Annotated in this window: 14 protein-coding genes; 3 read left to right on the top strand and 11 right to left on the bottom strand. The window is 69.1% G+C overall.

The genetic code is table 11. From position 1 onward, the window contains the following. Positions 1-49: 49 nt before the first annotated feature. From ABTZ91_RS16565 to ABTZ91_RS16525, 9 genes are all read right to left on the bottom strand, one after another. Positions 50-178 carry a DUF6408 family protein gene (locus ABTZ91_RS16565; RefSeq protein WP_352077858.1) on the bottom strand — a complete coding sequence of 43 codons (129 nt, stop codon included), beginning with the start codon at positions 176-178 and terminating at the stop codon, positions 50-52. Between the two features lie 216 nt (positions 179-394). Beyond that, positions 395-2,539, bottom strand: coding sequence for a DEAD/DEAH box helicase (locus ABTZ91_RS16560; protein ID WP_352077857.1), 2,145 nt, complete (start codon positions 2,537-2,539; stop codon positions 395-397). Next, on the bottom strand, positions 2,539-3,864 hold the full coding sequence (gene brxD, locus ABTZ91_RS16555) for a BREX system ATP-binding protein BrxD (protein WP_352077856.1): 1,326 nt from the start codon (positions 3,862-3,864) through the stop codon (positions 2,539-2,541). Before brxD ends, ABTZ91_RS16560 begins: the two co-directional genes overlap by 1 nt. 43 nt (positions 3,865-3,907) lie before the next feature. After that, positions 3,908-5,656: an AIPR family protein gene (locus tag ABTZ91_RS16550; RefSeq protein WP_352077855.1), complete on the bottom strand. Its 1,749-nt coding sequence runs from the start codon at positions 5,654-5,656 to the stop codon at positions 3,908-3,910. Positions 5,657-5,706: 50 nt separating this feature from the next. After that, positions 5,707-8,613 (bottom strand): BREX-2 system phosphatase PglZ, encoded by a 2,907-nt coding sequence (gene pglZ, locus ABTZ91_RS16545; RefSeq protein ID WP_352077854.1) that lies wholly within the window; start codon positions 8,611-8,613, stop codon positions 5,707-5,709. Next, positions 8,610-12,533, bottom strand: a complete 3,924-nt coding sequence (locus tag ABTZ91_RS16540) for a DUF6079 family protein (protein WP_352077853.1) — start codon at positions 12,531-12,533, stop codon at positions 8,610-8,612. Before ABTZ91_RS16540 ends, pglZ begins: the two co-directional genes overlap by 4 nt. Positions 12,534-12,715: 182 nt before the next feature. Beyond that, entirely contained in the window at positions 12,716-14,581 is a 1,866-nt protein-coding gene (locus ABTZ91_RS16535; RefSeq protein ID WP_352077852.1) for a DUF2075 domain-containing protein, read from the bottom strand. A gap of 125 nt (positions 14,582-14,706) precedes the next feature. Next, entirely contained in the window at positions 14,707-14,997 is a 291-nt protein-coding gene (locus ABTZ91_RS16530) for a hypothetical protein (protein ID WP_352077851.1), read from the bottom strand. Then, the gene (locus ABTZ91_RS16525; protein ID WP_352077850.1) at positions 14,994-15,254 is read right to left on the bottom strand and encodes a hypothetical protein; all 261 of its coding nucleotides are present in this window, start codon (positions 15,252-15,254) and stop codon (positions 14,994-14,996) included. The genes ABTZ91_RS16530 and ABTZ91_RS16525 overlap by 4 nt, the downstream gene beginning before the upstream one ends. Before the next feature lie 217 nt (positions 15,255-15,471). Between ABTZ91_RS16525 and ABTZ91_RS16520 the strand changes: the two genes are divergently transcribed. Then, on the top strand, positions 15,472-16,314 hold the full coding sequence (locus ABTZ91_RS16520; RefSeq protein WP_352077849.1) for a DUF5753 domain-containing protein: 843 nt from the start codon (positions 15,472-15,474) through the stop codon (positions 16,312-16,314). Then, entirely contained in the window at positions 16,296-16,505 is a 210-nt protein-coding gene (locus ABTZ91_RS16515; protein WP_352077848.1) for a DUF397 domain-containing protein, read from the top strand. Before ABTZ91_RS16520 ends, ABTZ91_RS16515 begins: the two co-directional genes overlap by 19 nt. Positions 16,506-16,564: 59 nt before the next feature. Here ABTZ91_RS16515 and pglX read toward each other — a convergent pair whose 3' ends face one another. Both pglX and pglW read right to left on the bottom strand, forming a co-directional pair. Next, positions 16,565-20,185, bottom strand: a complete 3,621-nt coding sequence (gene pglX / locus ABTZ91_RS16510) for a BREX-2 system adenine-specific DNA-methyltransferase PglX (RefSeq protein ID WP_352077847.1) — start codon at positions 20,183-20,185, stop codon at positions 16,565-16,567. Further along, a complete protein-coding gene (pglW, locus tag ABTZ91_RS16505) occupies positions 20,182-24,867 on the bottom strand; it encodes a BREX system serine/threonine kinase PglW (protein ID WP_352077846.1) in 4,686 nt (1,561 codons plus the stop codon). Before pglW ends, pglX begins: the two co-directional genes overlap by 4 nt. Positions 24,868-25,167: 300 nt before the next feature. On the opposite strand from pglW, the gene ABTZ91_RS16500 reads away from it, so the two are divergent. Further along, the gene (locus ABTZ91_RS16500; protein ID WP_352077845.1) at positions 25,168-26,226 is read left to right on the top strand and encodes a beta family protein; all 1,059 of its coding nucleotides are present in this window, start codon (positions 25,168-25,170) and stop codon (positions 26,224-26,226) included. Positions 26,227-26,229 lie beyond the last annotated feature (3 nt).

Here is a 26,229-nt window from a genome sequence, read left to right as displayed (position 1 = left end):
AAGGGCCACAGGGTGATGGCGGGCTCTCCGGGCCCGCCATCCGCCCGGGTCAGAAGACCAGGCGCGCTGCCGCCGTCAGGGCCGCCACCACGAGATTGGCGACGACACCCACGGAGACGTCGAACAGGATCCTGCGGACCCTGCGGCGACGTGCAAGCTTGCACTCGGCAGAGCTCATGAGCACCACTCCTCGATCGGACTGTGGAATGGCAGGGTTGCCCTTCCGGGCATCCGCACTCACCTCACGTACGAGACGCGAGGGAAACCACTCCAGTCGCTGCCGAGGACCGGCACCTGACCACCACCGACGTACCCTCCGGGAAGGTGCGCAGCGCCAACAACCCTAATGCACGGGACGGTCGGGGAATGACCGATAGAGTTGTGAGCGTCGTGGCTACGCCGACTGGAACCTGGTCGGCTCCGACAGCACGGCACGTGCCCCGTCGAAGTCCGCCAACCGCGCGGCGACCGTCGCCGTGGCAAGGCGCATGGGCAGGGCGGCGGAGAACTTCAGCCCGGCCACCGCCCGACGATCCACGTCGGGGAGCACCAGGGCGGGACCGGTTTCCGCAGCCCTGAGCGCGCTCCGCCACATGTCCTGCGTCAGGTCCTCCCGCAGTCGGAGACAGCAGTCGGTGGGACGCTGCACGGGGTCGGCAATCGAGCCCAGCGTCGCGCCGAGCGTCGCGTTGGCGCGGTAGCCCGCCCACGTCCACCAGCGGACGTCGTTTCCGTGCCGCACCACGAGGGTGCCACCGGGGTGCACCATGTGAGGCCCCTGCTCGGAGCGCCAGTCCTGCAGACAGATCTCGGCCCTGCGGGTGAGCGCCACCGGCGGATCCTCGCCCAGGAGGATCTCGCGCATCGCACGGGTGAGCGCGTACGAGAGGCCGGCGACCGATCCGCTGGACCACTTCGCGACGCCGCCGCTCTCGACGGGCTCGACGAACACCCTCTTGCGCCCCCAGTCGATGAACGTCACCTGCCAGCTGCGGCCGGCAAGAAGCAGTCTGCGCGGACCCGGACGCTCCTCGGTGAGAACGGAGGGATCCATCCGGCCGATCTCGGTGCGCCCGGACAGCACAGTGAACTGGGGCGGCGCGGTGAAGGACGCCGTCAGTTCGATGAAATGCCGTCGCCCGAAACGGCGCTCGGCCTCCTGGCCGATGAACAGCATGCCTCCGTCCGAATCCAGGAATCCTTCGTCCACGAGGTGGCGCAGGACAGGGGCGGCGGAGCGGTCGAAGGGCACGAGCCCGTTCCACTGCTCCGACCACAGCTGATCGCCCAGCTTGTGCTCCTGCAAAGTGACCGCGAGGAGTTGCTGGGCGATGAGGTGACGGGGTTCCGGCGGCGCCACGACGGGTTCGACCCAGCCCCGACCCCAGAGCAGGAGCAGCCCTGCAGCCTGCAGCAGCGTCTCCTTCTGGGTGGTAAGGAAGAGGCAATTGCGGAGGGAACCCGACCGCCGCCCCGTCCGGCCGATGCGCTGGAGGAAGGAGGCGACGGTGGCGGGGGAGTCGATCTGGATGACCCGGTCCAGGTCTCCGACGTCGATCCCCAGCTCCAGGGTGGAGGTGGCGACGATGACGCAATCACGTGCCTCGGCGAAGGCTTGTTCGGACCTGGCCCGTTCATCGGCCGAGAGAGAGGCGTGGGAGAGGAACACGGTGACGTCCCGCGCCCGCAGCGCGGCGCCCAGCTCCTCCACCTGACGCCTGGAGTCGCAGAACACCAAGCGCTTCTCGCCCCTGTGCAGGGCGGCGATGACTTTGGCGGCGTTGTCGAGGGACCCCACGTAGTCCAGTTCGACGTCCCCGGGCGGCGGGGAAGCGGTGCCGGCGGGAAGCGCCTGCGTGGCAGGCGGGGTGTCCGGGGCAACGACGGTGCCTGGTCGCTGTCCGGCCTTCGCGCCCTGCAGCCAGGTCAGGAGTTCCTTGGGGTTGCCCACGGTCGCCGACAGCCCGATCCGCTGGATGGCACGCCCTGTCACTCGCTCCAGCCGTTCGAGGACGGCCAGGAGATGCCAGCCGCGGTCGTCCCCCGCGAAGGCGTGCACTTCGTCCACGACGACTGCTCTGACGCCTCCCAGCAGGTGCGCGTGGTCGGTCTTCACGCCGATGAGCATCGCCTCGAGGGACTCCGGCGTCGTCAACAGGATGTCGGGCCGCTCGGTACGGATACGACGCCGCTGGGACTCCTTCGTGTCCCCGTGCCACAGGGCAGCGCTGCGCCCCAGCCACTGGGCGTACCCGTCGATGCGCGTGACCAGGTTGTTGAGGAGTGCCTTGAGAGGACAGAGGTACAGGACCGAGGTGCCGCTCCAGCTTCCGGCGGTCATGGCCGAGAGGATCGGCAGGCAAGCTGCCTCGGTCTTCCCTCCGGCGGTGGGGGCCAGCAGCACCGCGTCTTCGCCGTCCATGACCGGGTCGATTGCGGCGCGCTGCAGCGGCCGGAGATCCGGCCAGCCGAGGGTGTTGACCACGTGGTGCAGGACCACAGGGTCGAGCCGGTCGACGGGATTCGCGGCGTGCGCCATCACAGCTCCAGGTCGATGCCGTCGGCCGAGACGGCCGCAGACAGATTCCGCTCCACGTCGGTCAGTTCATTGCTCGTCACTGTCAGCCGGTAGTGCAGACGCGGGTCGAAGTCCTCGAACTGGTCGATCCGGTCGAGGACGTCACCGACCAGTTTCTTCAGAAAGAGTCGGGGCGCCACGCCGACCTTCCCGCCGAGCGAGCCGCCCACGGCGCGGGCGAGATCGCTGATGTACGCGTCGTCGGCCAGCGCTCGGATCCGGTCGGGGGCCGCAGCGCCTGAGGCGTAGAGATCACGGATGTTCATGCCGAGGGAGGTCAGGGACTCCTGGGTGAATCCGGTCAGGCGCAGCTGCACCGCCCGCGGGTTGTCGAAACGCGGATCCGTCGTGAAGTCCGTGGCCAGCCTTTGGGCGAGTGGCGCGAGTCGCTGGACGCCCTGCTGGCCGTCGAAAAAGGCAGGCGTTCCCGTGATCACGAGGTAGAGGCCGGGGAAGCGACCCGAGTGGACCTCGTCGATCAGTTGTCGGAGGGCGTTCAGCGCCTTGTCCCGGGCGTCCGACCGCACCCGCTGGAGTGTCTCCACCTCGTCGAGTACGACGAACAGCCCTCGGTGACCGGAGTCCCGCAGCACGGTCAGCAACCCCTGAAGGAAGCCCAGGGCCCCGAAGTGGTCGAGGTCCCCGCGTACACCCGCCGCGCGCCGGGCTGCCGCGGCCACGTGCGGCTGGCCACCGAGCCAGGCGAGGACGGCCGAGGCCGTCGCCTCATCGCCCTCCGCGAGGGCGGACCGATAGCCACGCAGAGCGGTGGCGAAGGACGGCGCGTGCCGCGAGACCTCCGTCAGCCGGGCGGTCAGCAGCCGCTCCACCTCGCCGTCCAGGTGCTGCTCGTCGATGCCGGCGGCGAGAGCGTCTTCTTCCAGGGCGTAGAACCAGGCGTCCACCACGGGACGCAGCGCGCTCGGTGGGAAGCTCGCCGTTGCGAGCCGCTCGGTGAGACGTCGGTAAACGGTTTCCAGCTTGTGCAGCGGAGTCTCGGTCTCCGAGATCTGGATCTCGGAGACGGCGAATTTCCGCTGCTTCGCACGTTCACCGAGCCAGCGCGTGAAGAAGGTCTTGCCGGAGCCGTACTCACCCCGCACGGCCTTGAACACCGAGGCGCCGGAGGCTACCGCTTCGAGTTCCGCATCGAGGGCGGACTCGAAGCGGTCGAGCCCGGTGGCCAGCAGATCCAAGCCGCTCTCGGGCACCGCTCCGCGCCGGAGGGCATCGAGGGCGGTGCGCCGCCGAGCGGCGGATACGACGGTGGGACGAGGTGCGCTCACCCGCGCATTCTCCCATCCGTCGTGGATCCGGTGCCGGGTCGAGTCACCGCCGGCGCAGGCTGCCGTAGCCCAGGGTCGTCGTCAGGTGCGTCACGAATTCCGCGCTCTTCGCGGTCTTGTCCGGTCCCCACTGCCGGTCCTTCTGGAAGAGCTCGAACTGCTCGCGGAGCGACTGCCACAGCGCCTCCAGACGGGCGGGAGTGGGGAAGACCTCCTCCCGGGCGGCGTTCGTGAGCATGTCCGGCCTGTTGAACACACGGCCGATCAGATCGACGGCACCGAGCATGGCCAGATGGAAGTGGAGATTGGTGTACTCGGAGCGGGTGACCGGCTCCGAGGCCGACTGGAGGAACTCGTCCACCTGCCGCTGGGCCCTGGCCAGCCACAGGTATACCGGCAGCTCCGTCTTGTCGGAGAACACCCGCCGGTAGTCCGTGTCGGACTTGAGCAGACTGGACGGCCGGGCACGTGCGTGGTCCGGCTGTCCCAGCGCCATCGCCATGACGGACTGGGCGAGGAGCGGGATGCTGACGATGCGGTCGGCGGGCTTGCCCTGGTTCCGGTAGAAGTTCTTGCGGCGGTCGTAGAACCACTCGTGCTCGAGGAAGTAGGACTCGATCTGCCGCTGAATGTCGTCGGTGGCCCGGAGCGAGGCGACGGGCACGCTGGTCTGCCGGTTGGTGGCCCGGATGACGGCGTCGCGAGCCGCCTGGTCGGCCGTGACGAGGATGCGCACCTGGACCAGCCGTTCGAAGACAGGGGCGGTCGGTTCGGCGGCGTACAGCTCTCGGAGGGTCTCGTGGAGTGTGTACGACGTCTGGAGGCCGTTGACGATCTGCACATCGGAGAGGCTGAGGCGCTTGCCGACGGACGTGGCCTGGGAGCACACGATCGTGATGCCGTTGTTCAGCCACCAGAACTCGGGCGCATCCGCATTCTGGAGGGACGCCGTGATCTCCCGGTTGACTTCGACGTTGCCCTGGTAGTCGCGGACGTTCCAGTCGAAGATGTGCGACTTGATCGTGCCGGTCTCGTCGCTGAGGAAGTCGATGTACTCGCCCAGGCCGACCAGGGCGATGTGGCTCGTGCCGTGGGTGATGCTTTCCCGGTACGGAAGTTCCAGGGTGTACGAGGGCAGGGTGCTCGCCCGCTTCCAGAGCTCGGCAGGGCCCAGGAACTCGACCTCGCCCGTCGAGATCGCGAATGCCTGGGTGAGCTGGGCCTCCAGGAGCTTCGCCTTCGTCTGGACCTTGACGTGGACCTCGGAGGCCTCGCCACGGGTCACGTACGAGAACTTGATCAGCAAGGTCGGGTGACGGTGCGCGAGGCGCTTCAAGGCATCCCGGAACAGTTTGAAGCGGCCCAGGAGGTCCTCGTTGTAGAGGATGGACATGGCGCTCTCGTCGACCTCCATGTCGAGGAGGTCCTTGCAGGTGGCGGCCACCCGGTCCAGAGCCAGCTCGGAGAAGGTCTGGCTCGTCTTGGCCTGGACGAGCCACAGCGTCAGCTGTGTGCCGGCTTCCACCTGTGCAGCAGCCGATGACTGCTGGAAGATGTCACTGTCCTCGTGCAGGAGTCGCCCGCCGAGGAACACGTATGCGCCGTCGATGCCCCCGTCGTTCCCGCCACCGATGATGCCTGCCTCGATCTCCTCCTCCGACAGGCCGAAACCGTGCAGAGCGTGCTCGCTTGCGAAGCGCTCGAAAGCGGCGTCGAACGACAGAGGGACGGTGCGGGCGTTCCGCCACTCGTCGATCATCTGGTTGATCAGAACACGGTCGTTGGCGCTCATGGCTCCTGGCTCATCGTCAAGGATCGGCACAGATCGGTCGGAGGGGAGGGTCAGTCGAGGGCGAACTGGACGCGCAGCAAGGGCAGGTCGAGGCGGACCGTCCGGCCGTCCGGCAGTGTCTCCAGGACTTGGACACCGTCGTAGTTGAGGAGCTGACGCAGGACGGCGGCAAACCCGTCGGCTCGCGTCGTCGGATACGCCACGCGCTGGGCCAGTGCCGTTACCGGCAGGGTGCCGCCGGCATCGATCAGGGCGCGAATCGCCTGCTTCAGCTTGCCCTCCGGCGGCTTGCGCGCGAGCAGCTCCTGCTGGCCCTTGAACGTCTCGGATGCGAACAGCGCCTCGACGAGGGCGTCGCCGGGGTCGACCACGGCAGCGGTCACCAGCGCATCCTCGTGCTCCGCTGCCGGAACGAGGGCGACGTCGAACAGCGAGTCGTGGGTACGCGCCAGCTGCTCGTGCTCTTTGCGGGGCTTCTGCTTGGCTGCCGGACGCTTCGCGGGCACGTTCGGTTTGGGCACCGGGGCAGCCACGGGCTGGGACGCCTTCGCCTCCAGATGCCACCAGAGGGGACGCTGGTCGCCCAGTTCCCGCCATGCCGGTGGCGGGGTGGCCCCGAACGGCAGAAACGCGAGGACCGGGATGGTGAACTCGGCGAGGGACGCACCCCCGTGGTAGCCGGCCTTCCGGGCCGTGTAACGGGAATCGGCATCCCACAGGGCGACGATCGAGGCGCCGGGCTCGGGCGCGACGACTCGACTCCCTTGCAGCTCGATCTCGGCTGGGGCGGTGTCACCACCCGGAGTCCGATGACGGGCGGACAGGGGCGACCCGGCCTCGACCTTCACCCCGTGCCGATCCACCACGTGCCCGTGGTCACTGGTGATGAGCACGGCCATGCCCTGCTCCGCCGCGACCCGCATCAGGTCCACGAGCCCGGGGATGTGCGCCGCCTGCCAGGACCCGTCGCCGAGCTTCTGCTCCTTGGCGAGCCGGTCGTCGATGGCGTTGAGGACCACCGCCACATGCGTACGGCCGTCGTTCAGCGCCTCGGTGAGTGCGGGCCCGAACGTCTCGCCCGCGCTCTCCGCCCGCAGATCGTCCTTGTGGAAGACGGCGGCGGGCGCTCCGTCCCAGAGCGGAAGCCGGGGAAACAGTTGAGCCTCGTCCTTCTGCGATCCCTGCATGAGCCGGCCTGCGAAGAGCGACGTCCGGGAGACAGCCGTCAGCGTCGGCAGAGCAGCAGCCATGGCCCGGCGCCGCGGACTCCCGTTCTCCACCGGATCGAACTCCGCCCACGAGGCGCGCAGCTCCTCACCCAGCTCGGTGGCGATGGCCGCACTCATGCCGTCAAGGACAAGCAGCAGCACCCGCCGGTCACCGGGCCCCTGGACGACGGGTTTCACCACCCGCTCCAGGAAGTTCTCCACAACCAACCCCGTACCGGGCCCGGTACCCCCGGCCGTCCATGTCGCCAGCGTGCGGGCGAAGTCGCGGTCGATCTCGCGACGCCGCTCGCGCACCCGAGCAGCAAGCGAGTCGTACGCGGCGGCGAGCCCCGGATCGGGGTCGCCGCCGGCTTCGATGTGCTCCAGGGCACGGTCGACCCAGCCCGTCTCCTGCACGTGATGCTGTATCGCGTCGAACACCGGCCGGTTCTCGTCGACCGATTCGACGGTCAGCCACTGGACGAGCCGCTGACTCATCCTCGTTCGTTCGACCCGCGCCCTGTGCTCCGGACCCTTCGCCCGCCGATGATTCCCCAGAGCAACGACCGCGTGGGCCAGCGCTCCCGGCTCGCGCGCGGCCAGCGCCTGACCGACGGCCCTGAACCTGGCTTCCAGACCCATGGACAGGACAGGACTCGCCTCCGCAGCGGCCTCCGCTCCGAACTGGCGCACCAGCACCGAGGCCCGGTCCAGGACCGTCTCGCTGACCCTGCGTGCCTCCCGCGCTTCGTCGGAGCCGTCACCACCGGCCCGGGCAGCCTTGGTCAGCAGACCCGTGACATAGTCCTCGGCGGCCCGGCCGAAGGCTGCCGCCAGAATGTCGAACTGCTCGCCCTTCGCTGGGGGGCGCTCGCCGAACCAGCGCTCGGCCCGACCGCGTGCCGTGTACGTCGCAGCGTCCGGCTCTGCGTGACACCACAGCGCGGAGCACACCAGGCCGAAGGGAACGGCGTCAGGCCCGTGCTCCGCCTCGACCAGGGCGAGGAGCGCCTGGCCTGCCAGCCCGGCCTGATCCGGTTCGCCGAGGAACGAGACGAGTCCGGAGCGCTCGGGTCCGCGCAGCTCGAGAAACCTCTCGGGTCCGGTGGGTGTCAGAGACCAGCCGAGCAGAGCGTGAGTGTCCAGGGTGTCGGCCGCGGCGGTGTGGTCCTGTGGGCCGGTTTCCTGTTCGTCTTGGAACGGCCCGAGCCGCAGGCGCCGGAGCGCGAGAGCGGTCAGTGCGACGGACCGGGACAGCAGACCGCCGCCGAGGCGGTTCCACCCGGCCGGAGGCGCGGCGTCCAACAGCGCCTCCGCGGCCCAGTTGTCCTCCTTGAGCCGCGGATCGACCTGCTGAGCGCCGAAGGCGTCCCGGACCACGTCCCAACTGTCGACCGCGTCGATCCGCTGCCTGTGGACCCGGGCGAGGATCGCCGGGTCGAGCTCGTACTGCTCCCGGTCCGTGAGGACGACGAGGACCGCCGGCCCCGCCGCTCGGTCGGCGAAATGGTCGAGCACCAGCTCGTGCACCGCGAGTGGGGACGGCGCCGCCACGACGCGAGCGGACTGGCCGTCACCCCAGGTCGGCTCGGCGGGGCCCTCCCACTGCGGAGTGGAACGCAGCAGGACTGCGCGTCGCCTGCCGCGCCCGGCGAGCGCGTCGGCCAGGGAGGACTGGGCGGACAGATACTGGGTGATGGTCGCGAGGTTCAGCCGTACCGCGACCGTGCCGGAGGCGAGCGCACTCATGACTCGACAACCCGCCAGGTGATCTCGACCGTGGCGCCCGGCTCCTGGGCGACCAGTTCTGCGAGCTCCGCCTGGAGCTCCGCGACGGCCCGCACGGCCGTCGTCCGGCCGCCGCCGGACCGGCGCAGCCGACCGCCCGTGCCGCTGCCGCCGGCAGCGGGACCGGCCTTCGACTCGCTCTCCTCGGGAACCTGTGGATGGCTGGTCGGAGTGTCCAGGGCCACGTCGCCGGGCCGCGGAGCCGGGGGAGCGGGAGCGGGCGGCGGGGTGGCCGCGGCACGGTTCCGCTTCACCAGCGCGAGGACGTCACGCTGAGCGCGCGCCAGGGCGTCCTTGAGGTCGTTGGTCCGCTGGTCGCTCCGCGCGGCGTTACGGAGGGACTCGAGCAGCGCCTCGCCCTCGGGCCCCTCGGAGGAGGCCAGGTCGAGCGTGTTCCAGGAGGCCGAGTCGAGCGCCTGCGCCACCGCACCGGCCTGCTTGATGGAGGTACCGAAACGGTCGGGGCTGACGGGACCGAAATCGAAGGCGGCGAACGCCTCGACCGTCTTCCTGGCCCCCGCGGCACCCTGACCGGCCGAGCGGGTGAGCACGTCGAGCAGCTCCACGGCCCGGCGGGCGATGGCGAGCCGCCCCGTCTCCAGCGTCTCGTCCAGCTGGAGGAAGCCGGCGTGCCGCTCCAGCTCCGCCACCAGCTGGCGGGCCTCCTCGCGGTACTTGCCGGCCTCGGTGGCGATCAGCCTGGCCAGCTGGTTCACCATGCGACCGCGGCGCAGCGTCGGCGCGGGGACGCCGAAAACGGTCGTGAACCGCTGCCGGGCAGTGTCCCAGTCCTCCTCCGACGGCAGCGGCTGGCTGCGCAGGGAGTCCTGCTCCTTGATCTCGTTCAAGCCCGGAGGGGGGTCGAGCGGCATGCCTGCCCGCACCCACACTCGGTCGTCCATCTCGGCGAACGAGGCCACGACGAGCCGGCTGAGGAACACGGGCAGGCCGCGCGGCGTCGGCCGGTCCGTCCAGTCGGTCAGCGTGATCAGGCTGAGGTCGCCGGTCACGCCCTGCTCGCGGGCCAGCTGCTGGAAGTGGTCGGCCCAGTAGCGGGAGAGCTCGAAGTACGCCTCCTTCTGCTGGCCGAGCCGCAGCGGCCCGGCGACCCTGCGCATCAGGTTCCGGTCGGCAGCCGGGATCTCGGCCCGTCCGTCGCGTGCCTCGACCGCCGCCTGGACGTGGCCGAAGATCTTCTTCGCATCGGCCTGCCGGACTGCGGTACCGGTGCCGTCGGGGTCGAGGTCGGGGTGTTCCGGGAACTGGCTCGCGAGCAGCTTGCCGGCGATGTGCCGGATGCCGTCGCGCAGGGACTGACCGAAGGAGAGCGTCAGTCCGTCGACCGCACGCAGCGACTGCAGATGGTCGGCGAACCCGAGCTCGACGTCCGTGGCCTTCTTCTCGGCGAGCCCGTAGGCCTGCTTGAAGGCGGCCTTGACGTTCTTGAGGAGGGACTCCCGCTGTGTCTCCAGGAGCCCCTTGGCCCGGGCCCGGTTGTCGGGGCTCAGATGTCCGGCGTACTGCCCGTCGAAGCGCTGCTCGTCCGCGAGCGCCTTGTCGATGACGACGAGGCGGCGGAAATCGGCATATCGCTGGTGGGAGAGGTGGGTGGGCAGCCACGCGACCGTACGGGACGGCTCGCCCTGCTTCTCGCGCAGCCGTCGCATGCGGTCGGCATCCTCGACCGGACCGTACTCTCCCTCGTCGAAGGGCAGATCGATCACCAGTCGCCAACGCCCGTCCATCTGGGGCATCAGGTCGTGATCGGGCAGCTCGTCCTCGTCCACGACATTGCCGAAGATCACTTCGACGCTGCGCTCCGTGCCGCGCCAGACCAGGTTCAGCTCGTCGATCAACTGCCCCTGAGTGATGTCGAGTTCCTCGGCGAGGAGCCGCTTGGCGAGCGCATTGCGGTTGCCGGGGTTGTCGTTGATCTGGGCGTTGGCGATGACCGAGTCCACGTCCACGCCGGACAGTTCGAGACGGACACCCGGGTTGGCCTCGGTGCCGGTCTCCTTGATCTCCGGGAAGCGTCCCGCCCACTCCGCGATCTTGTTCTTCAGGATGCCGTACTCGCGGCCGGGGATCGGGGCGACGACAGAGCCGTAGTTGAGGGCCGACAGACGGCGGATCGTGAGTTCGGAGAGCGCGGGGACGCTCGGGGCGAGAGCAGAGAGGAGCAGCGTGCCGACGATGCGGTTGTCGCCGATGAACAGCTTGATCCGGCCACGCAGCGCCGGGTCGGTGATGTCGTCGGGACGGTTGGTGTACTTCTCGATGTCCTCCTCGGACACGTTGTGCGTAAGGAGGAGATAGGGGCGCAGCTTGGTCTTGTACAGCTTGTCCGCCGCTTCGAAGACGACCTTCAGGCTGTCGGTGAACGGCTTGTCGCCACCCGCGGTGATCAGGGGGTAGAGGTCCCCGACCGGGATCAGATCGCCGAGCCGCAGCTCGTTGCGGTGGTTGGCGAGCAGCTGTCCCATCAGCTTCATACCGGTGCGGTTGCGCTGCAGCGCTGAGGACACGTGCACGAGGGTGTCCATGAAGGCCGGCGAGAAGGGGTACGTGAGCCGGAAGCTCTCCTCGTCCGCGCCGACGCCGTCCGCACCCCGGTCGGAACCGAGCAGGGTGTCCCAAACCTCCTGGCGGATCTTGCGCGTCTTGTCGAACTCCGCCTTGATGAGGGCCGCGGCGTCCGCGTCCTTCGGCTGGAGGAGGCGGGCGTGGGCGACCTGGGGGAGGTTGCGGTCCTCCAGGGTGATCTTGTCGAACCGGCCCGAGGCCAGGTTGAGCGTGTCCTGGATGGAGGACTCCGCCGCGCCGGACACCTCCTCGCCGACGAGCTCGCGCAGGTCACGCTGGCGGGCGATGAAGGAGACCACGGGGATGGCGCGGCGGGCATCGCCGCCCTCGACGAAGTTCGTGATCTTGCTTGCCTCGCGGGCCACGAACTTCTGGTCGTGGATCAGCGTCGCGAGCCACAGGATCAGCTCGTCGAGGAACAGGATCAGACCGTCGTAGCCCAGCCCCTTCGCGTGCTCGGCGATCACGGACAGGCCGGCGTCGAGCGAGATGAACCCGTGCTCGTCCTCGGCCGCGTTCTTCGCGAAGCCGGGCAGCAGATTCGTGCTCGCGTCGCGTACGAGCCGAGCCCTCAGCTCGGAGGGCGTGGACGGGCGGACCAGGTTCAGGGCCGTGCCGCTCTCGTGAACCTCCTCCGCGGCGAGCGCGGTGTCCAGCAGCTCCGGCGTCCACGCCCAGGCGAGGGACTCCCCCCACTCGTCCTCTTCCTCGCCGTCCGCGTCGTCGGACCCGTCCAGGGAGGCGAGGCCGGCGATCACGGCTGCGTCGCCCATGCGCGCCCGCATCGACCGGATGTCCTCGAAGAGGGCGTCCGTCCGGTACACCTGCGGCGTCGGCGCCTCGGGGTGCAGCTTCTTGACGTGGCTCACGTACCCGCCCAGGACCCGCTGTTCCAGAGCCTTGGCCCCGAGCATGTGGTACGGCACGAGCAGGAACTTCTTCCCGTCCGTGCCGAGCCACTCGTGCTTCGTCAGGATCGGATCGAAGTCGTCGCGCGCACGGGCCGCCGGGCTGCCGCTGAGCAGCGCATGCAGCACGGCCATGAAGTGCGACTTACCGGAACCGAACGAACCATGGAGGTACGCAGCCTTGGAGGTTGCCCCGTCGAGCGCCGACTTGATGAGCCCGAGCGCCTCGTCGAAGTTCTCGAGCAGCCGCTCCGTGACCACGTAATCCCGGAGCGCGCGCTCCGCGCCCTCGGGAGTCGTCGCCTCCGAGAGCTGGAGCACGAAGTCCGAGGTGGAGACTTTCTCCTTGATGTCGATGACATCGCGGAGCAGGGGCGGCTGCTGGGCCATGGACGGTCTCACTCTCGACGGGCGGGCGGCTGCCGACGGTACTGATGTGATGGTTGAAGCTCGTCCGATCGTATGGCGTCGGTCTGACAACGGTTGACCGTTTTCGGACACCAGTGGTCGGAGGCCGGTCGGGCTGCGGCCCGACACGAACGGGTAGGCGGCGGGGGACGGTCCCTTGTGCCCTACGCCGGAGGGATCAGAGACCGCAGTTTGTCCCGCGTCTCCGGGTCCGTCGAGTAGATGATCGTGCCGACCATCCCCCGGGTCAGCAGGACCTTGTACGTGTTCCGGACGAGCCGGTCGATGTGGGCATCGGGCGTCGCCTTGGTGAACGACGGATCCTTGGACGCCGTACGGTCCACCACCCACCGGTCGGTACGCCACACCAGATCGGGCCCCATGATCACGCCGGACCAGTCGTACTCGAAGCCCTGCGCCGTGTACACGCAGCCCACCTGCCCGAAGCCGGCCTTGTCGGTCGCCCACAGCGGCGCCGGCGGCGCCCCGAGGACCGACCGGTCCCCGTACACGTTCCACGGCCGGGCCCAGTCCCCGATGACGACGTCGGCGGGCAGCGCCTGCATGTCCGGGGTGATCTTCGTCGTCCACTTCCAGCAGTAGCCGGCGGACATCCGGGCTCCGTAGCCCTCCTCGCGGCGTGCGACGAGGAAGTCCTCGAGCTCCTGAGGGCTGTCGGCGACCCGCAGCTCCACCTTGCCGTCCGGCTCCCAAACGGTGGGTGTCTCGCCCTCCAGGCCGAGCAGATCGGCGACCCACTGCACGTACGCGTCGCTGCCGCCGCAGCGGAACTGGCTGTCCAGGTCCACCACCGTGCACTCCAACCCGTGTGCGGCGGCGGCCTGTCGGATCTGCTCCTCGGTCCCCATCTCGCCCGGTCGCACCACCTGATGCTGGTCGAGCAGGAACACCGGCACCCGGGCCGCGTCGATCAGCTCGGACACCTGCGGCTTGCCGGTGCGCAGAGCGGCCTTGGTGTAGCGGTTGGCCGAGGTGATGCGGAGCCGGTGCGCCTCGTCGCAGATCAGCACGTCGAGGTCGTTCGGCTCGGCCTCCATGAAGCTGTTGAAGTACTTGAACAGCTTCTGCACCTCGGGCTTCCGAGCCCCCGCCACCTTGCGCATCGTCTTCGTGAACGACTGCGACCCGGTCGCGTGCAGGGCGGGAACGCCACGGCGGTACAGCTCGCCGAGCAGCTGCATCGCGATCACGCTCTTGCCCGACCCGGGCCCGCCGGTGACGACGATGACCTGCTTGTGGTTGGCGCGCTGCGCCTTGCGTACGGCCGACATCACGAGCTCGTACGCGAGCCGCTGCTCGTCGAGCAGCACGAACTGCTCCCGCTCACGCACCTCGGCCGCCGCGACGCTCATCAGCTGCTTGGAGGGCCGCACCTTGGCCTGCAGGAGTATGTCTGCGGCTTCGGCACCCGGCTTGGGTGCGAGGCGCGAACGCAGGAAGTCGAGGAACGCGCCGCGCTCCTCACCGGTGTACATGCGTCCGTGGAGGTCCTCGGGCACGGCCCGCAGTGACCCGACCCCGAACTCGGTCGCGTTGTGCAGGTATGCCACACCTGCGACGGCCTCCGGAGTCCGCTCCACGGCACCGTTGAAGGACAGCAGGTACTCGCAGTAGCCCCGCACCTGCTCGATCGGATTCAGGACGGGGTGCGCGTAGGCGTCGATCCGGCAGAGGAGCGGGTCCTCCTCCTCGGGGTGCGCCTCACTCCACTGCTTGAGCTCCACAACGACGTACGACGGCTCGCCGGTGGTGGGGTGGACGCCGGCCAGTATCGCGTCCGCCCGCTTGCTGGTGAGGGGGAGCCCGTACTCCACCATCACCTCGACATCGCCGAGCCCGGCCTCGACGAGGGCGTTCGCGAGGGCGGGAAGACTCCGCTTCCAGGAGCGGACCTCGGAGGCGCCGGGCTGGTGGCTGTGCTTGTGCCGGAAGTTCTCGATCAGGAGCAGCGCAAGGGAACCCTCGAGCGTGCGGGCGGCAACCGACGCCGCGGACTCACGGAACAGCAAGACAGGCCCCCAGGCAGCACAAAAACGCTCGTGCGGGTGGGGGCGTGTCCTCGAAGTCCGCGAAGCGGAACGGAAGCCCGGCGGGCCGCTGAGATGATTTCGGTCATCTTAAGACAGCGTGTGAATCATGTGGAGGGCGCCGGTCCGGACTCCGTCAGGTCGGGCGATGGTGTCCCGTTGCCGAGGCTGCGGCGGCGCCGGCTGCGCGCGTTTGCCTCGGCCACGAGCGCACTCAGCAGCTCCGCGCCGGTGAGGGGGTGGAGGTGGGCGGCTTCGACGTCCCACTCGCGACCGCCGCCGAGAGGGCGGAGCTGAAGGTACGGGCCTTCCGCGCCCATGACGCGGCCCACGTGGTTGCGGGCGGTGTCGAGGACGATGGCGCCGATGGGTGGGAGGTTGGTGTTGCTGCTGGTCATGTGTCCAGCCCGTTCCTGATCACGGTGGCGAGCGCGTGGGCGACGGGCGCGGAACAGACTCCGAGGTTGACCAAGGCGTACGGCGCTTCGGCCTCGCGGTCGTCCAGCCACGGGGTGCGGATGTCCATGGCGGGAAGCTGGATACCGGCCCGCGTGAGCGCGGCGGCGAGGGCGTCGCGGGCGTCCAGAGCCTCCTGGACCTTCGGGTCGGGCGCGGTCTTCGGAGTATTGGCCGAATTGTGTGTGGTGGGTGCCATGGGGTCGCTCCTCGTGGGCGGATTGCACTGTTTCCCGGAGCCGCTGACGCGCGCTGCATTACGCTGCGTAATCCGGGTGTGACGAGGATGTGCCCGGATGTGGGCGGGCGGGCCGTGGACGGGGGAGTGCTTCCCCGGCGTGCGACGCCGGTTCCACACCTTCCACGCCCCGTCCCACCTCCGCCCGTGTGCGAGCGACTCGGAGGGGAGCGCCGTCATGCCGCAGCGACGAGTGATCAGCGGCCGCAGCCAGGAACCACGGCAACGGTTCGCGGAGGAGCTGCGGAGACTGCGGGCGGAGCGGCGGGTGAGCCTGCGGCAGCTCGGGGAACGGGTCGGCTGGGACTGGTCCCTGTTCGGGAAGATGGAGAAGGGCGAGACGATCAGCAGCCCGGAGGTCGTCCAGGCGCTGGACACGTTCTACGGGACGCCGAACTTCCTGATGACGCTGTGGGAGCTGGCGACGGGGGACAAGTCGCAGTTCAAGGAGCGATACCGGCGGTACATGAAACTGGAGGCGGAGGCGGTGAGCCTCTGGCACTTCGCGGTGAGTGTGGTGCCGGGGTTGTTGCAGACGCCGGGGTATGCGCGGGAGGTGCTCGCGGCGGGTGGGTACAAGGGCAAGGAGCTGGACCAGCAGGTCGAGGCGCGGATGAGTCGGAAGGTGCTGCTGGAAGGGGAGGATGCGCCGCCGTTCCGGACGATCATGGCGGAAGCGGTCCTGCGGACGCCAGCGAAGGACGAGCGAGAGTGGCATGCGCAGCTGGAGTACCTGCTGGAGGTGTCCGAGCGGCAGAACATCACCGTGCAGGTGCTGCTGCAAAGCGCGGGAGTGCACGGGCTGGTCGGTACCGAGGTGTGGTTCCTGCGTCTCGCGGACGGCCGCCCGGTGGCCTACACAGAGAATGCCTACAGCGGCGAGCTCATCGAAGAAAGCCCGAGGATCGAGCGCAAACAGCGTGCCTACGATGTAGTGCGCGACATGGCGCTGTCCCCTGCTGAGTCGCGGAAGTTCATCCTGCGCATGTTGGAGGAAGTGCCGTGCGATCCATCGACTTGAGCGCCGTGACCTGGCGCAAGAGCAGCTACAGCAACCCGGACGGCGGCGCATGCGTCGAGGTCTCCGACGACTTCACCTCCGTCGTGCCGGTGCGGGACAGCAAGATGCTGCGAGGTCCGGTTCTCGTGTTCCCGGCAAGCGGCTGGTCCTCCTTCGTCACGGCGGTCAAGACCGGGCAACTGCCCGGCTGAGCAGACGACAACGGCCCCCGCGACCTTTGGGATCGTGGGGGCCGTCGGCGTACCTGGGCCTACTTCTTGGTCGTACGGCGTCCTCGCGTGGCCGCCAGCGGGCGCCACGCGCGCAGATCGTCGTCCGTCAGACCGTGCTTACCCTGCTCCATCTGCCGATCGCCCCGGAAGAAGTCGGCCGGAGACGTACCGAAGGTCGGGTCGAACTCGTTGTGCCACTGGTCCAGCCACGGCTGGAGTTCCAGCAGGCCGGCCAGGAACGGGGTGACTTCCTCGTCGGTCAGGGCCTCGTGCGTGGCGATGTACGTGGTGAGCGCGTACGCCTGCTCCTGGTGGTCCCAGCCGGCCCAGCCGTACAGGTCGGGCGTGGGCACGTTGGCCTGCCCGTACGAGATGAAGCGCTCCTTGGGCACGTCCAGCTTGCCGCGCGCCCGCCAGTAGGAGGGGCGCAGGAAGTCGGCCGAGGTGTACTTCGGCGGTACGGGGATGGAGTCCCGGATCTTTCGCTTGGCCAGCTCGTCCTCGGCGGCATCCTCCTGCCGCTGGAGGTCCCAGACGTGCTCCCAGTCGGCGCGCTTCTTGAGCCCGGAGGGCTTGTAGCGCAGGGCGGAGAGGAACGGCACGTGCTCGTCGGTCATCAGCTCGGCGACGACGGCGGGCAGTTCCTTGCGGGGCGCGTAGATCTTGGCGACGGAGACGAAGTCTTCGTCGCGGGACAGGTTGTCGGTCAGCCGCGAGAGCGTAACGAGGGCAGGCATCCCGTTCTCGTCGAACCAGTGGTCCCGGCTCTCGATCCGGTCGAGCAGCCACGACCGCAATGCCTTCTCCTGCAGCGCGTCCCAGCCCTCAGTGGCCCAGCGACGCTTGTACTCGGGGCGCTCGACCATCCCGATCGCGCGGGACGACTCGATGGCGTCGATCCGCTTCTGCACGACCTCACGGTAGGCGGCGGGCCAGTGCGCCGGGATCTCCGTGATGGGCGTCGACCCGTGCCGCTTGAACCACTCGTCGCTGGCCTCGCCTGCGGCGACGCGGCGAGCCAAGACGATCTCGAAGGCGCGCTCGCCGAGGGCGAGTTCGGGGATATCGGGGGAGTCCGGGTCCTCTGAAACCCGCAGGTCCTCGGGGTACAGGTTGTAGAGCGCGTAGACCTGCCAGTCCAGCTCTTCCTGAAGCGCGATCATCCGGGCACGGTAGGAATTCCAGCGGATCTTGGCATCGCGGAGGGTGGAGGCTGTAAGTGGCGATTCGGATGCGAATCCGGAAGGGCTGCTGCGCGAAACTTGCTCGGCAAGAGCGTTCAGGGCGGAAGCAAGGGGCGTGGGGTAGGTCGGAGGTAGCGGAAATTCCTTAACGGCGGCCCCAGTGAACTCGTAAAAGCTCTCCCACGCGTAACGGCCTGTGCCGCGCTCGCCGCCACGGTTTCCCTTGTCATGACAGACCTGGCGAAGCCAAAAACCAGCCGTCGAGCTGTTTAGGAGACCGAGGATCTGAAGGTGTTCCTCTAGGGTTGCTCCATCGTGCAGCTTGATCACCGGTGAAGTTCGATTGAAAAGACGGCCGCATTGATCGAGTACAAAGTGATTGTGCGTGGCTACGAATGCAAATGCGATGCCAAGGTCTGTGCCTAGTTTGCTGGGATAGTTTTCCAGGTGCTCGTACCAGGCGCGACCGTTCTCCGCCAAGGACTTGCCGAAGATTTTCCTGTTGCGCAGCCTTGTGCGGTCCAGCCAGAGATGTCTTGAGACGAGTCGGTCGCTCTCGCCAAGAAGGTGCGTATGCTCTCGATTTGCATAAGGGTCGCTCACTTGAGTGAGTGGGCCTAGTCCGAAGTCTCGTACTACGTCACCCGCCACCATTGGGCGCGTCCTGTCAGCGTGTCCGTAGCGCGAGGCGCAGGAGGGCGACGGCCAAAAGAAAATGTCGTCTGCCCCAGTGGAGGTAGTCCGCCCGACGCTCTCTACTTGCGACCTCAGCCTCTTCGTGGCTGCTGCTGCGATCTCCTCCACCATCTCCAGGCCGCCATCGGCGAGAATCCAGGGCTGCTTACTGAAGAAGCGCTGTCGATCCAGATCGTCGACGGACACCCATCGACTTGCCGATCCCGGCTTATCAATCTGGTCAGTGATGGCGTTCCAAACGAGACCGTCCTCACCGCGCTCGGGGGTGCCGGGCTCCCCTTGGATGCCTCGCACCGTGCGGACGGTGCTCTGTCGACTCTTCCCGGATCGCCGGGTGCCCACCAGGATGACGGTGGGCGTTCCGTGGTCGGGGATGTATGCGCCTGAGGTATCGATTACCTCTGTCAGCTCAACCTGGTGGGCAAAGTACTGCTCAATGAGTCGTGAGCCGAATTCTCGTTTCATGAAGGAGTTTGCGGTGATTTGCCCAACTCGACCGAAGCCGCGTCCCTCCTTGTCGCCGATCTTGGCCAGTTGGAAGAAGCGCTGGGCAAAAGGAACTGAAAGGGCGTAGTTTCCGCTGCAAGCATCGTAAATCTGGCGATAGAGCTTGTTCAGGTTGTCATCGTCCACCTGGATGTACGGTGGGTTGCCCACCACCACGTGGTACCGCCCCGGCTCCAGAATCCTCGGGTGCTCGTGCACATCCTCCGTCTCGTACTTGAAGTCCGCGAGCTCGTCCGCGCCCTCTTCCTCCAAGTCGTCGAACAGGTTCCCCTGCTTGTGCCGGTGCTTAATGAGCGAGTCACCCACCGCCAAGTGGATCGGCCACTCATACCGCGCCGCCTCCGCCAGCGTCCGAACCCCACTCGCCGCCATCGCCGCCACCAACAACCGGAACCTGGCGATAGCCACCGCAAACGGGTTCAGGTCCACCCCGTGCACCGAGTCCAGCGCAGCCCGCACCCGCTCGTGCAGGTCCTTGCCCGGCTGGCCGTCGCCCCACAGCCGCACCAGCCTCCGGAACGCGCCCAACACAAAGTGCCCCGACCCACACGTAGGGTCGATCATCTTCAGGCCCTCGTAACCGAACTCCCGGACCGCAGGGTCCATCGTCCGGTCGAGGATGAACTCCTCGACGAACTCCGGGGTCTGCAGCAGTGCGTACGTCTTGCGCGCCGCCTCGCTCAGGTCCTGGTACAGGTCACCCAGGAACCGGGTGTCCCACCCCTCCGTACCGTCCTCGTTCAGCGGGTCCGTGAAGTCGTGAACCAGAACACCCGACTCATCCCGCCCACGCCAGAAGTCCACCAGCTCCCGCGCCCCGTCGTGCGACAGCGGGATCTGGTACAGCGGGTTGTGCCGCCGGTCGAACAGCAGTCGGCCCGCCTGGCCGGAGCCCAGCTCCTCGAAGGCGCACTCCAGCCAGCCCCGGTACGTCGGGTCCTCCGACGTAGCCATGTAGTCCTCGTACCTCGCCAGCGCCAGGTCCCGCCGGTCCGCGCTCGGAGCCGTCAGGTACGGCTCCGGGATCAGGCCGTTGTCCTCGCAGAAGCGGACGAAAACCGACCCCAGCACCCACGCCACCGCGACCTGCGTGATGCGCTCGTCCAGCCACGTGTTCCACGTCGCCGCCGTACGCCCGAGCTTGCGCGCCCGCTCGTACTCGTCCCGCAGGCGCGCGCCCTCGGGAACGACCTTCACCTGCTTGCCCAGGTCGGCTTCGACCGCCTTGACCTGCTGCTTCAGGTCGTCCAACAGGGCTTTGCGGTCGATCACTTCTCGTCTCCAGTTGCCTTGACTTCGTTGAGACCCGACCGGTGGGCGTTCTTCACCCACGAGTCGGGCAGGTCGATCCATTCGCCGAGCCCCGCCTGGTACGGCACGGCCACGGCGCCCAGCTTCGGCTCGCGCGCCGGGTCCGGTTGGGGTACGAGCAGCCACAGGCCCCGCCCGCCCCGCCGGGCGGCCTCCGCCAGCCGGTCGAGGACACCCATCGCGTCGTACCGCGCGAAGACCGCCGTCTCCGTCAGCAGCACCGGGCCCTCGCCCGTCGCCGGGTCGAGCAGCTCCCGTACCCGGGGCTCGACCGTGCCCCACGCCGTCCGCGCGTACTCGGCGAACTTCATCGCCCCCCGCGTGCCCGGCTCGGCCACGTCGGCCTTCAGCAGGGTCTCCCACGTCGGCTTCGTTGCCGGCGGGACGAGGGCGTGCATGGACTCCAGGAACAGCTCAGTCGCGGACACCGGGCGCGCCCCGATCCGGTCGCTGGTCAGCCTGTGCACCGCCTCGACCGTACGGCCGTGGTGCACGGTCAGGACCCGGTAGCCGTCCTGGCGGGCGGAGGCGAGGAGGCGCTCGTCCGTGCGGACGGCGCCCGCGAGCAGCGGGTCGTCGGAGTACCGGGTCACCGTGCCGACGCCGCTCGATGTGTGCCCGATGCCACCGGTCAGATAGCTGGACGTGCCGTCCATTCGTGCCGGCAGATAGCGCAGCGTCTTCGTGTCCTCGCGCGTCGAGAGGGTGAGCTCGAAGCCGGCGTCGAACAGGGCCTTCGTCAGGCGGCTGCCGGTCGGCAGCTCGTGCGTCGCGACCCCGCGTGCGTCGGTGACGACCAGTTCGGGGAAGCGGGCGCGGACCCGCTCGTGGATGTCGTCGGCGGTGAGGCCCGGCTGCCGGGCCTCAGGGACGCCCGGAATCATCGGAACCAGGCCGGCCTGGGTGAGCCGCAGCGCGCGGACCAGCGACAGGTTGCGCGGGTAGATCTCCAGGCGCGGGGTGGCGGCGGCGTTGGCCGAAGCCGCGGCGGCCAGTTCGACGAGCCGGCGCTCGTCCCACTCGACGAGGCCGGGCGGCGGGGTGAGCGCGCCGAGTTCGCCGAGGACCGTGGTCGCCGTCGGGAGGGTGTCGAGGCGGGAGAGCCGGTCGGCGGTCTTGCCGAGCCGCATCGCGTAGTCGAGGAGACCGGGAGCCGTCGGAGTGTCCGGGGCGTCGCCCTCGCGGACGTCCAGGGCGAGCAGCCCCGCGGCGAGGGCGTCCTCGGTGGCCTTGCGGTTTGGCTGGTGCTGGAACTCGGCCTCCTCCGGCTCCAGTTGCTCCACCTCCACCACGGCCCGTACGGCTGCGAGGGCGAGAGCGCGCCGCTGCTCACGCTCGGCCAGCTGCGTACCGCGTCGTACGGCGAGAGCGTCGGCGATCTCCAGCGCGGAGGCGACACGGCCGAGGCCGGCGAGGAGATCCATGATCTCCGTGCGCAGGGCCTGCACAGCCGGGTGCTTCTTCCAGCGCTTGCGCTCTTCCTTGAGCATCTGCGGGATGCGGCCGGCGGACAGTCCGAGGGCCTCCGCCACGTCCTTCTGCTTGGGCCAGACGCCGATGTCGGGCAGTTCACCGCGCTCGTTGGGGAGGCGGAGCAGCAGCCGCACCATCTCGATCTTGTTGCTGTTGGAGCGGTTGTTGTTGAGCTCCGGGACGAAGATCGTGGCGAGCGTGTCCAGGCTGACCGAGCGCAGCGCGGACGCGGTGAGCCCGCCCGCTCCCTCGCCGGTGGCGAGCGAGCCGAGAACGGCCGATTCGGCGGCCGTGAGCTGGGCGAGCTCTTCCTTGGCCTCGGCACGGCCCTTCGGCGTGAGCGGCGAGACGGGTGCCTCGCGCAGCAGCTTGCCCCACTGGCGTTGGCGGCGCTGCACCTCGGTGCGGGTCTTGGTGCCGAGGCCGGGGGCGTTGAGGAGCTTGCTGCGGCTGTAGTCGAGGAGCCCGCCGACGGTGGTGATGCCCAGGCCGTAGAGGAAGGACTCGGCGGCCGGGGTGAGGCCCGCGGAGGAGAGGTGGGTGTCCCGGGTGACGGCGGCGGCGAGTCGTTCGCGCTGCTCGTCGGCGGTGAGCGGCTCGGCCTCCGCGATGGCAGGCGCGCCGGTCGGGGCGGTCTGCTCGGCGGCCGGCTCGGGGTGACGGGTGCGGTGGCTGGACGGCACTGCCTGAGCGGCGTCCAGGAAGATCTTCTTCCAGGCGTCCCGCATCGGCTTGAGCTCGGGGTACCGCTGGGCGGCGTCCCGGTGCAGCGCCTTGCGGAAGAAGGCGACCAGCCCGTCCCGTACGGCGGGCTCGAAGGCGTCGGCCGCGATGACGGGGTACGGGAACTCGGCCGGGTCCGTCATGGCGGGCGGAACCGAGCCGTCGCCCCACTTCGGGAGCTCGCCGGACGCCATCTGGTGCAGCGTGACGGCCACCGCGTACCGCTCGGCGTGCGAGTCGTACGCGGTGCGCGTGAGACCGCCGATGAACGGGTCGAGATAACCCTCCGTACCGGCGTCGTGGTCCGTCGCCGGGTAGCCGGCGAGGGAGAAGTCGATCAGCACCAGCTCGCGCGTGCGGTTGGGGCGGATGCGGATGGCGATGTTGTCGGGCTTGATGTCGCGGTGCCAGACGCTCTCGCCCTCCAGGAAGTCCACGGCTCCGAAGAGGTAGTCGCCGTACGCCTCCAGTTGGTCCATCTGGAGCCGACCGCGCTCGCGGAGCTGGCGGGCGACGGTCTCCTCGCGGCGGCGGTGCCGCGTGCCCTTGCGGGGGGCACTGTCGGAGCCCTCGGCTCCGGTCCCGTCGGCGTCGGTGTCCTGGTCGCGCTCGTCCCCGACGTACTCCAGGGCGAGCACGGTCCGGCCCGCGATCCGCAGCGGCTCCGGTTCGACGAGCCTGATGATCCGGGAGTCGGGCCGCAGCCGGCCCATGACCTCGGCCTCGTGGACGAGGATCTCGCCCCGGCTGTCGGACAGCGCCACCTTGAGCACGGCGAGCGGGCGCGTCTTCCGGGCCTCCGCCTCCAGGTCCCGTACGAGGAAGGCGCGGCTGGTGGAGCCGGTGCCCAGGCGTCGCCGGACTTCCCACCGGCCGCCGAGGACGTCACCGGCGACGGCTTCCAGCGGGTCCTTCTCGGCCACCTCCGCGGTCTCGGGCTCCGCGGGGGGCGTCGGCGCGGTGAGGCTGTCCTCGACGTACTCCAGCATCTCCAGGAACTCGTCCACCGTGGACAGCCGCTGCCCTGGGCGGTAAGCGGTGGCCGCCTGCACCAGCTCGTCGATGTCCGGGGACAAGCCGTCGACGAGCGAGCTGGGACGCAGCCCCTCCCCGGCTTCCAGCCGTGCGAGCAGCTCGGCCTGGCTGGCGGCGGGCGCCTTGCCCGTGACGAGGAGATAGGTGAGGACGCCCAGGCCGTAGACGTCGAGATAGACCGGGTCCGCCTTGAGCGCGGTCAGCTCCGGCGCGAGGTAGGGGTCGGATCCCTCCGAGATGTGCGTCACCGACAGGGCCGTGGGGGCGAAGCGGGTCATGCCCTGCCCCGTGGAGCCGTCCGTGCCGGAGGACCGCTGGGTGGCGATCTGCCAGTCCGAGATCTGCAGCCGCGGAGCCAGCCAGGCAGCGTCCTCACCGATCGCCTTGCCCTCGCGGCCTCGATTGCGCGGGATGACGTGCACCGAGCGCGCGGCGAGGGCGCGGTGGTGGATGCGGCTCGAGTGGGCGGACCGTATGGTCTCGGCGAGCTGGCGGACGAGCGCCATGCGGCCGAGGATGTCGAGCCGCTTGCCGTGCTGGAGCAGGTACTCGTCGAGGCGAAGGGTCTGCGGGTGGTAGTCGAAGATCAGCGCGGGGCCGGCCGTGTGTCCGGACGGGAAGTACTGCTTCAGCTGCACGACGCCGGGGTGACGGAAGCGCTGGAGCACCGCGGCCTCGCGCCGGGCGGCGTTCTCGACCGAGCGTCGGAGGGAGGCGTCGGAACCGCGCTCGCTCAGATAGACCCGGACCCGGGCGACCTCGGGCAGCTCACTGTGGGTGGCCCGGTAGTCGGCCCAGGTAGGGCCGGAATCGAAGGCCTTGCGCTCCAGCTGGTACGGACCGACCTTGTACGCGGCCTCGCTGCGCTTGATGCCGATGCGGTCCAGAGCGGTCTTGATCTCGCGGGAGTCGATCGCCGTGATGCGGCGTCGCTCGTCCCGCGGTGGCTGCTTCAGCATGGCCACGAGCTCGGGGACGGTGTACACGCCGTTCTGGTCGTGGGCCGGGAGGCGGACCCGGAGACCACCGTCGGTGAAGCAGACCGCTTCGCCGACCCACACCCGCTTGCCGTTCTGGCCGAGGAGCGTGGCCAGCTCCTTCGCCTTCTTGTTGACCAGGTGGAGGGGATTGCCGTGCGGGCGACGGTGGCCCCCGGGCGTGGTCTGGACCCAGGTGCCGTTCTCGCTGGTCACGGAGCCGTGCCAGTCCTTCAGTTCGATCATGAACATGCCGCCGGGGGCGACGACGAGCAGATCGACCTCGCGGACGTGACCGGTGTTGGCGGTGAAGGTGAAATTGGACCAGGCACGCCACGGGTCCGCGTCCGGCAGCTGCGAGCGGATGGCTTCCAGGCCGCGGCGCTCATGGTCGAACTCGGAGTCGGCGACCGTCGTCCACCGGCCTTCCCGCATGCGCTGTCCCCGCCCGTCTCGTTTCCCTGCCCACTGGTGGATCGCCCGGGGCTCATTCAGGGCCGTCGAGGCTGTTCCGACCAGGGCACATCCGTGGGAAATCCTAATGGCGGGCGCTGACAGGGGGAGCCGTTCCCGGCATATGCGGTCGCCGCCGGACCGAGAAGCCGGATGATCGTTTCACGGCAGTGTTGACGGTTTGCGCCAGAGCGGCCGAATCGGCATGGTTTCGCGCTCCGCCGGTTGCGCGGACCCTGGCTCCAGGTCACCGGAGTCGGCAGAGCCGAGGGGGAATCCGCCGTGTCTGAGCTGTTGTACGTGCCCGTGCTCCGAGCCCGACCGCATGCGGCGAAGGCCTACGCGTGGCAGCCGCCGATAGGCCGGCGGCGCATCGCGCCGCTGTGGAACCTGCCACCGAGACCGGAAATCGACGCCCCGGCTCTCACCACCGGGTTCCGTAAGGACCTGGCCTCGGTCGGGGCGGTCCACCGTCACAACGACGGGTGGATAGACGCGCCCTTCGCGGACGAGACACAGATGACCGTGCTGGCGGACCTCCTGGACGAACGCTGCATGTACGCCCGGCTCCGGCCGGTGACCGGACCGGACCGATCCGCCTTCCAGCAGGCGACCTCGCTCGAAACGGCAGCGCGCAGCCAACGGGGCATCGGGATACGTGTCCCCGTCGCAGGGGAGTGGGACGACGGGACAGGGGAAGCCGTCCGCTCCCTCCTGGCCCGCGCCGACCCGGGCGTCCGAGTGGACCTGCTCCTGGACATGGGCGCCGTGCTCGCCTCCCGGCCCGACGCGGGTAAGGAGGCCCTGCGGGCACTCGACGTCCTGTTCCCTCTGGCTCCCTGGCGCGAGGTCTGCGTGCTGAGCGCCGGCTTCCCGCACGTCACAGCGGACATGCTGGAACAGGGCCCGCGGGAGGAGCCGCGGTGGGACTGGGCGATGTGGCACGAGATCGCACAGAGCCGGAGGCCCTACCTGCCCGTGGTGAGGTACGGCGACTACGGGACCCAGTCCGTCGACGCCATCGCTCAACCACCGAGCGACCCCAACCGGAAGGGAGGGCCGGACTGGGGCTTCCTGCGCTACACGACCGAGCGGGAGTTCGTCATCTCGAAGGTCCTGCACACCGGCAAGCGGACGAGCGACAAGCTCGCGTACAACCAAGAGGCGGCTCGCCGCATCGTCGAACTGCCCTCCTTCCGCGGTCTCAGCGCCGGAGCCGCCGAGATGTGGCTTCACGACCTGGCCGGAGGAGGCGACAAGACCGGGGCCTTCGGGGAGTGGCTGACGGTGGGCAACGCTCAGCACTTGGCCTACGTCGCCCACACGCTCGGGCCGCAGTGAAGG

The organism is Streptomyces sp. NPDC126499, assembly GCF_040302485.1.
In the GTDB taxonomy this organism is placed as follows: domain Bacteria; phylum Actinomycetota; class Actinomycetes; order Streptomycetales; family Streptomycetaceae; genus Streptomyces.
Note: the sequence above shows the minus strand (reverse complement) of the source record. Positions and strands in the feature narration are given on the sequence as shown.